At 73.3% G+C, this 7,090-nt stretch carries 6 protein-coding genes; 4 read left to right on the top strand and 2 right to left on the bottom strand.

The genetic code is table 11. The annotated features are described in order from the left end of the window. Positions 1 to 839: trehalase-like domain-containing protein (locus ABZ635_RS26910; protein ID WP_357770029.1), on the bottom strand; the 839-nt coding region annotated here is incomplete at its 3' end. Between the two features lie 268 nt (positions 840 to 1,107). On the opposite strand from ABZ635_RS26910, the gene ABZ635_RS26905 reads away from it, so the two are divergent. Then, positions 1,108 to 2,793, top strand: coding sequence for an ATP-binding cassette domain-containing protein (locus tag ABZ635_RS26905; protein WP_357770027.1), 1,686 nt, complete (start codon positions 1,108 to 1,110; stop codon positions 2,791 to 2,793). 28 nt (positions 2,794 to 2,821) lie between these two features. On the opposite strand, the gene ABZ635_RS26900 is transcribed toward ABZ635_RS26905, so the two are convergent. Continuing rightward, positions 2,822 to 3,517: a hypothetical protein gene (locus ABZ635_RS26900; protein WP_357770025.1), complete on the bottom strand. Its 696-nt coding sequence runs from the start codon at positions 3,515 to 3,517 to the stop codon at positions 2,822 to 2,824. A gap of 295 nt (positions 3,518 to 3,812) precedes the next feature. Between ABZ635_RS26900 and ABZ635_RS26895 the strand changes: the two genes are divergently transcribed. The 3 genes from ABZ635_RS26895 to ABZ635_RS26885 are packed head-to-tail and all read left to right on the top strand — an operon-like array spanning position 3,813 to position 6,948. Then, positions 3,813 to 4,514: a hypothetical protein gene (locus ABZ635_RS26895; RefSeq protein ID WP_357770024.1), complete on the top strand. Its 702-nt coding sequence runs from the start codon at positions 3,813 to 3,815 to the stop codon at positions 4,512 to 4,514. Beyond that, on the top strand, positions 4,511 to 5,737 hold the full coding sequence (locus ABZ635_RS26890) for a hypothetical protein (protein ID WP_357770023.1): 1,227 nt from the start codon (positions 4,511 to 4,513) through the stop codon (positions 5,735 to 5,737). Before ABZ635_RS26895 ends, ABZ635_RS26890 begins: the two co-directional genes overlap by 4 nt. Continuing rightward, positions 5,734 to 6,948, top strand: coding sequence for a hypothetical protein (locus tag ABZ635_RS26885; RefSeq protein ID WP_357770021.1), 1,215 nt, complete (start codon positions 5,734 to 5,736; stop codon positions 6,946 to 6,948). The genes ABZ635_RS26890 and ABZ635_RS26885 overlap by 4 nt, the downstream gene beginning before the upstream one ends. Positions 6,949 to 7,090: the final 142 nt, after the last annotated feature.

The raw sequence follows: 7,090 nt of genomic DNA, 5'->3' as shown, positions 1-7,090 counted from the left end.
ACCCCGCCGATCTCCTCGGGAAGCGAGGTCGTCGCGGCGGCCATCACACCACCGGTCGGGGTGCACAGACCCCGCAACGTCAACGCCGAACGGGCGACCAGATCGCTCTGGGTCCGCGGCAGGTCGACCCCCGCCAGCCAGTCGCTCCACTCGCTCTCGGTGCGGGTCCGGCGCCGGATCTCGGGGACGGGGTGCGCGGTGAGGGAGTCGGTGCCGCAGCGCAGTTCCAGTACGACCGGTGCGCCCTCGACCGGTTCGAGGGTGGCGCGGGCGGTGTCGTGGCCGTCCTCGGACCCGATGTGCCAGCGCACCCCCGGGGAGCGCAGGACCAGTGGGAAGTCGGCTCCGTGGACACGCAGTCCGTCGTCCTCGGCGACGATCCGTACCGGGGCGCGCCCGAAGTCGGGGCGGGGCGCGAACTCGACCTCCACCGGTGTCGAACCCTCGATCACCCGGACCAGGTCGGTGCGGCCCGGCCCGGTGTCGTGGGAGAGGTAGTCGGTGACCTCCAGGCGGGACCAGCGGGTGCGCACGGTCATCGTGCCCGGCAGGTAGCGCTGGCCCAACGGCATCCGGCCGTGGGCGGGCGCGATCGCGAACACCCCGGCCCGGCGGCCGCCCAACACCTCGGCGAACAGGGCGTTGGAGTCCGGTTCGGGGTGGCAGAACCACAGCAGACGCGCGTCCGGGCCCAGGAGCGCCACCGACGCCTGGTTGGACAGCATCGACATGCGCTCGATCGGAACCGGGCGCTCGCCGGGCTCGGCGCAGCAGGCCCGATGGGCCGGGCCGAACCCCGTCGCCTCGTGTGTGCCCGCCGCTCCCTGTGTGAGAGTCACCCCGCCGCCTTTCTCCGCCGCCTTCCGGTCCGGTGACCACGTCGTCCCCGGTCCGCCGGTCACTGACCGGCGAGAAGAACCTAGAACAGGGGTGAACGCGCACACACCGGACTTCACCGGACCTTAGGTGTCAGCTAAGGGACTCTTAAGGTCGCGCGGGCCCCGGACCGGCGAAAACCCTTTGCCGGGCCGCGAACCGCCGTGGAACGCTGACCTTCCGCGCCGCCGACGGGCGCGCGGGAGTTCACGGGAGTGGGGAAGAGCGGTCGTGGGTTACGTCGACGTCAACCAGGTGACACACACCCTGCCCGACGGGAGGGTGCTGCTGGACGGGGTGTCGTTCCGGGTCGGCGAGGGGTCCAAGACCGCGTTGGTGGGGGCCAACGGCGCGGGCAAGAGCACCCTGCTGCGACTCGTGCGCGGCGAGTTCCCGCCCCAGTCGGGCGCGGTCACCGTCGACGGTGACCTGGGGGTGATGCCGCAGTTCGTGGGGCACGTGCGGGACGCCACCACGGTGCACGAACTGCTGGTGTCGGTCTCCCCCGAGCCGGTGCGGCGGGCCCACGCGGACCTGGAGGCGGCCGAGGCCGCCATGATGCTCGCGGAGGACGAGGCCACCCAGATGCGCTACGCCGGGGCGATCGCCCGGTACGGCGACGCCGGGGGCTACGAGGCCGAGGTGGTGTGGGACCAGTGCTGTGTGGCCGCGCTGGGCCTCGCCTACGAGCGCTGCCGCTGGCGGGAGGTGCGCACGCTCTCGGGCGGTGAGCAGAAGCGGCTGGTCGTCGAGGCTCTGCTGCGCGGCCCCGCCCCGGTCCTGCTGCTGGACGAACCGGACAACTACCTGGACGTGCCCGGCAAGCGCTGGCTGGAGGAGGCGCTGCTCGCCACCCCCAAGTCGGTGCTGTTCGTCTCGCACGACCGTGAGCTGCTGAGCCGGGTCCCGGACCGGATCGTCACGGTGGAGTTGGGCGCGGCGGGCAACGACACGTGGGTGCACGGGGGCGCCTTCGACACCTACCACGAGGCGCGGCGCGAGCGGTTCGCCCGACTGGAGGAGCTGCGCAGGCGGTGGGACGAGGAGCACGCCAAGCTGCGGTCCCTGGTGGCCATGTACAAGCAGAAGGCGTCCTACAACTCGGACATGGCCACCCGTTACCAGTCCGCGCGGACCCGGTTGCGGCGGTTCGAGGAGGCGGGTCCGCCCCAGGAGCGGCCCCGGGACCAGAACCTGCGGATGCGCCTGCGCGGCGGTCGCACCGGGAAGCGCGCCCTGGTGTGCGAGGGTCTGGAGCTCACCGGGCTGATGCGCCCCTTCGACCTGGAGGTCTGGTATGACGAGCGGGTGGCGGTGCTGGGCTCCAACGGGTCCGGGAAGTCGCACTTCCTGCGTCTGCTGGCCGGGGGCGGTGACGACCCGGAGTCCTCCCTGGTGCCGGAGGAGGAGCGTGCCCGGATCGAACCGGTGCCGCACACCGGGCGGGCCCGGTTGGGCGCGCGGGTGCTGCCGGGGTGGTTCGCGCAGACCCACGAGCACCCGGAGTTCGCGGGTCGGACGCTGCTGGACATCCTGCACAGCGGGCAGGGCGAGCGCGGGGGCCTGCCCCGGGACGAGGCGGGCCGCGCCCTGGACCGCTACGAGCTGGCCCTGAGCGCCGACCAGACGTTCGACACCCTGTCAGGCGGCCAGCAGGCGAGGTTCCAGGTGCTGTTGCTGGAGCTGTCGGGCACCACCATGCTGCTGCTCGACGAGCCCACGGACAACCTGGACGTGGTCTCGGCGGAGGCGTTGGAGGCCGCCCTGGACGCCTACCAGGGGACGGTGCTGGCGGTCACGCACGACCGCTGGTTCGCGCGCGGGTTCGACCGTTTCGTGGTGTTCGGCGCCGACGGCCGGGTGTACGAGGCGGACGAGCCGGTGTGGGACGAGTCCCGGGTCCGGCGCGCCGGATAGGGCGGCCGGGCCCGGGTCCCGCCTGGGGTCAGTCCAGCGGCAGGGAGAGGAAGACCTCGCCGTCGCATCCGGTGACGCACTGGAGGACGACTTCGACGGTGCCCCCCAGTTCGGAGGTGTCGAACAGGAGCCGGACCTGCCCGGGAGAGCCGGGGGTCACGTAGTCCTGGCCGGTGACCCCGTTCATGAGGTCCATGGGCGCGAGGTCGCCGCCGGGTCCCTCCAGGGTGGAATCGACCAGGCTGACCTCGGCCGATTCCGTCTCCAGGTCGACGAACACGGTCGTGTTCCCGCCCCCGCTCGCGTAGTAGCCGCTAGCGACGGTTCCGGTGACACCGTCGCGGGAGTCGCTGCCGCCGCCGGGGAGGAAGTTGTCGCTGACCAGGTTGCCGTTCACGCGGAAGTCGGCGACCAACCCGTCCACGAAGAGGAAGTCGCCGAAGGTGACGCATCCGTCGTCCAGGCACAGCTGGATGTTGTCACCGCGCACTTCGGTGGAGCCGTCGGGCGAGGAGTAGCCGCTGACGCGGTTGGCCCGGACGCCGTCCGCCTGGTGCTGGAGGTACCCGTGGGCGGGCCAGTCCGGGTGGGCGAACTCCAGGCCCTTCTCCACCAGCTCGGGGGCGCCCCTGACGGCCAGGGGCTCGATGTAGGGAAGGGCGTCCTCGGCGCTGCCCGGTGCGGGGGTGGCGTCCTCGGTCCGGGTCTCCTCCGCTGCCTCCACGACCTCGGTGTCGTCGGAACCGGCCCGGGACTCGACGGGTTCCGGGGCGTCGCCCAGGACTCCGCACGAGGCGAGGGGAACGATCAGGGTCAGGACCAGAGGATCGGGTCATGTGGGGGACCTTCTGGTTCGGGGGATGGGGCGTGCCGCGAGGGCACGCGCCCCCGGACACACGGGAAGGCTCCATGGGCGCGGGAGGGAACCGATTCCTTTCTAGCAGACGTCGGATGAGGGACCGTCTCAGGAACGGACATAAACTGCCGCACGACAACAGAACATGAGAAGAAGGCCACACATGCCACATCCCCCGGGCCGTGGGAACCGTCTGACCCCACTGCTTCTCCTCGTCGTTTGGCTGATCGCGGTTTCGGCCGCCCCCGCGCGGGCCTACCCCAGCACGGAGTCGCCCGACTTCTACGCGGACATGCTCTTCGCCCACGACCGCGTGTTCGTCAGCGAGGAACTCGCCGGTCACCTGGACCGGCCCCAGCTCGCCGACGACCTGCGCGCCCGTGTCCGCGAGGAGGGGCTGCGCCTGGACGTGCTGGTGGTGGCCCACCCGACCCACACCGACCTCGACTGGCTGGCCCAGAGCGTCCGCCTCAGCAGCGGTCGGCCGGTCGTGGTGTTCTCCCCGCACACCAACCGCGTGGGCGCCTCACACCTCTCCAAGGCGGGGCTCCCCTCCCTGGTCGCCGACTTCACCACGTTCACCGGCGCCTATCCGGAGGACCCGCGCGAACAGCTGGACCGGTTGCTGCGCGCCGCCTCCTACCCCGACCTGGAGGAGCGGACCGCCCGCGCCGAGACCGAGGTCCTCCTCAGATCGGGCCACGAGGTGGGAGGGAACGCCGCCCCACCGGGGTGGCCGACCCAGCGCTGGCTCACCGTCACCTGGCCTTCCACGGTGGGTCTCGTCGTCAGCGCCGCCGGTACCGCCCTGCTGGTGGCGGGTGGCGCGGGCGTGCTCCGCCGGTTGCGGAGGGGAACGCTATGAGGCTCCCCCGCTTCCCGGCGCTCACCCTGGCCGCGCTGTTGGCACCGGTGCTCCTGCCCGGGGCCGCCGCCCTGGCGGAGACCGCGTCCGCAGGCCCGGGCACGGTGGCCGAGATCGACGACCCGTCACGCGTCCTGCGCGTGGCGGAGGCCCTCCAGCGGGAACCGGTGTACGTGAGCCACCTCGTGGACCCGCAACCCGACCGGGGGGAGCTCCGCGCGATCAACGCACGGGTTACGGAGGCGTTCGACGGCGAGGTGCCGCTGTACGTCGTCCTGTACGCGGCGCCGCCGACGGACGAGACCGGCGGGCAGCCCACCCTCTTCCTCCACGCCCTGCACGAGATGAGCGGGGCGGACGGGGTGTACGTGGCGGTGACGACGGACGGCCGCCACGCCACGGCGGCCTTCGACAGCCCGGTGACCCCGGTCCTCGACGGGGAACGGCTCCCTGACCCCTTCCGTCCCCTGGAGACCGTCAGCGCGATCGTGGAGGCGGTGGAGGAGTCTCCCCGGAACCCGGTGGCGGCCACCCCGCTCACCCGGGACGCCGAACCCGAGGTGGAACAGCGGACCTTCTCGCCCTTGTCGCGCTCCGCGACCCTGTGGAACCTGGCGTTCCCCGGGGTCCTGACCGGGCTGCTGGTCGCGGCGCCGTACCTGTGGTGGTCCTCCCGGACCCTCTCCCCCGCCCCCGACCAGGGCTCGGGGCCGTGGTTCGCGAACGCGGGCCGGGGATCACGGTGGCGTGTGCGCAGGCGCCTGGACGGGGAGCTGCGCTCGCTGCGCCGGGAGTTCGAGTCGGCGCCGTCCCGGCACGCGGGGCTGCCTCGGGCACGGGAGGCCTACGACGCGGCCGGACTGATCGCCGCGACCCCGGGCCTGCCCGTCACGGCGCTGGTCTGCGGCATGGTGCTGGCCCGGCACGGGCGGCGGGCCCTGACCCGCCCCCGGGGTGGTGACGGACTCCCGCCCTGCCAGGTGAACCCGCTGCACGCCCCGGCCGCGGAGCGCCGGACGTTCTACCTGGACGGCAGGCTGCGCAAGTGGCGGGTCTGCCCCGCCTGCTTCGACGCCCAGGTGCGTACGAAGCAGGCCCTGTACCTGCGCCACGACGGAGCGCGCGTCCACGTGTCCGACCTCGACGACCCCTGGGCCGAGACGGCCCTGAACCTCCGGGACCCCTTCGCGCGGGCCCGCTCGCTCCTGGGAGTGCGATCATGACCCGAGTCCTCACGGCCCTGCTCCTGGCGGCCCTGGTCCTGCTGCCCGTTCCCGCCGGAGCGGCCGGGGCGCCGGCGGACCCCGCCACGAGCCGAGTGCTCTCCCCCGGGGTCGTGGCCGACCACCTGGCCGAGGCCCCCCTGTACGTCCACCCCGACCGGTTCGGGGCCGCCGACGGGGAGACGGCGCTGTCGCGGGAGCAGTCCCGCGAGCTGAACCTGCGGGTGGCCGAGGAGGTACCCCACCTGTACGTCGCGGTGACGCCGTGGGGGGACGAGCCGCTGTCGATGGGCACCGCCCTGGCCAACCGTGCCGGCCTGGAGGGCACCTTCCTGGTCGTGGGCGAGGGCCCGACGATCGTCGCCGTCCACTCCGCCGCCGACGAGATCCCGGGCCCCGCCCCGGAGACGGTGCGCATGGCCGTGGAGCTGGTCAACGAACGCTCCGACCTGGCTCGGGCCGACCTGTACGACCGATTGGGCGTCCTCGTGGACCTCGTGACCGACGAGGAGTCGACGGCCCGGGCCCACGAGGCGATGACGTCGGGCCGGTCCACGGCCCGGTTCCCGTTCCCGGTCTGGACGGTGATCCCGGGCTTCCTCGCCGTGCTGCTCGTCGCGGGTGCCACCGCGTGGGTCCTGCGCAGGCGGGCCCTGCGCCCGCTCCGGGTCGCCCCGCTCACCGAGGCCGTGGCCGACACCGTGGACTCCTCCGTCAGAGAGCACGAGCACCGGGAACTGGTCCGGGTCCTGCCCTCCTACGGGCGCAGGGCGGCCCGCTTCGAGGGTCCGGAGCGTCGCACGGCCGACGCCCTGGCCGCCTACGAGGCGGCCGCACGGGTGCTGGACTCCGCCACGGACGCGTCCGACCTGGTCGGGGTGCGCGTGCTCCTGGACCACTGCGAGGCGGCGTTGACCGGGGCCGCCGCCCCGCGCCACTGCTTCTTCGACCCCCGGCACCGGGGCCAGACGCGCCCGGTACGCCTGCGGGTGACGGCCAGCCCCCGGGCGGTGTCGGTTCCGGCCTGCGCCGAGTGCCGTGCCGACGTGCGGGCGCACCGGGTGCCCGCGTCCGTACCGGACTCGTCACAGGGGCAGCCCGTCCCCTACTACTCGGTGCCCTCGGAGCGGAGCGTGTGGGCGGCCACCGGATACGGCACGCTCGCGCCGGACCTGGTCAACCGGGTCCTGGGCGGTGGTGTCCGGGGGTGACCCCCAGTGCACCCGCCGCCGTCCACGGCGGCGGCTGCCGGAGGGCGTTCTTCGTCACGTCGGGGCCCGGTCGCGCGGGGGTGCGCCGCTGGCCCACTTCCTCCTGGAGGACCGGGTCGGCTACTGCGAGCAGTTCGCGGGG

Source organism: Nocardiopsis sp. NPDC007018, assembly GCF_040635075.1.
Lineage (GTDB): Bacteria > Actinomycetota > Actinomycetes > Streptosporangiales > Streptosporangiaceae > Nocardiopsis.
Note: the sequence above shows the minus strand (reverse complement) of the source record. Positions and strands in the feature narration are given on the sequence as shown.

What these genes read in the sequence shown, in the direction of transcription:
- ABZ635_RS26895 (WP_357770024.1), top strand. Translation starts at nt 3,813, where the DNA reads ATGCCACATCCCCCGGGCCGTGGGAACCGTCTGACCCCACTGCTTCTC.
- ABZ635_RS26885 (WP_357770021.1), top strand. Translation starts at nt 5,734, where the DNA reads ATGACCCGAGTCCTCACGGCCCTGCTCCTGGCGGCCCTGGTCCTGCTG.
- ABZ635_RS26890 (WP_357770023.1), top strand. Translation starts at nt 4,511, where the DNA reads ATGAGGCTCCCCCGCTTCCCGGCGCTCACCCTGGCCGCGCTGTTGGCA.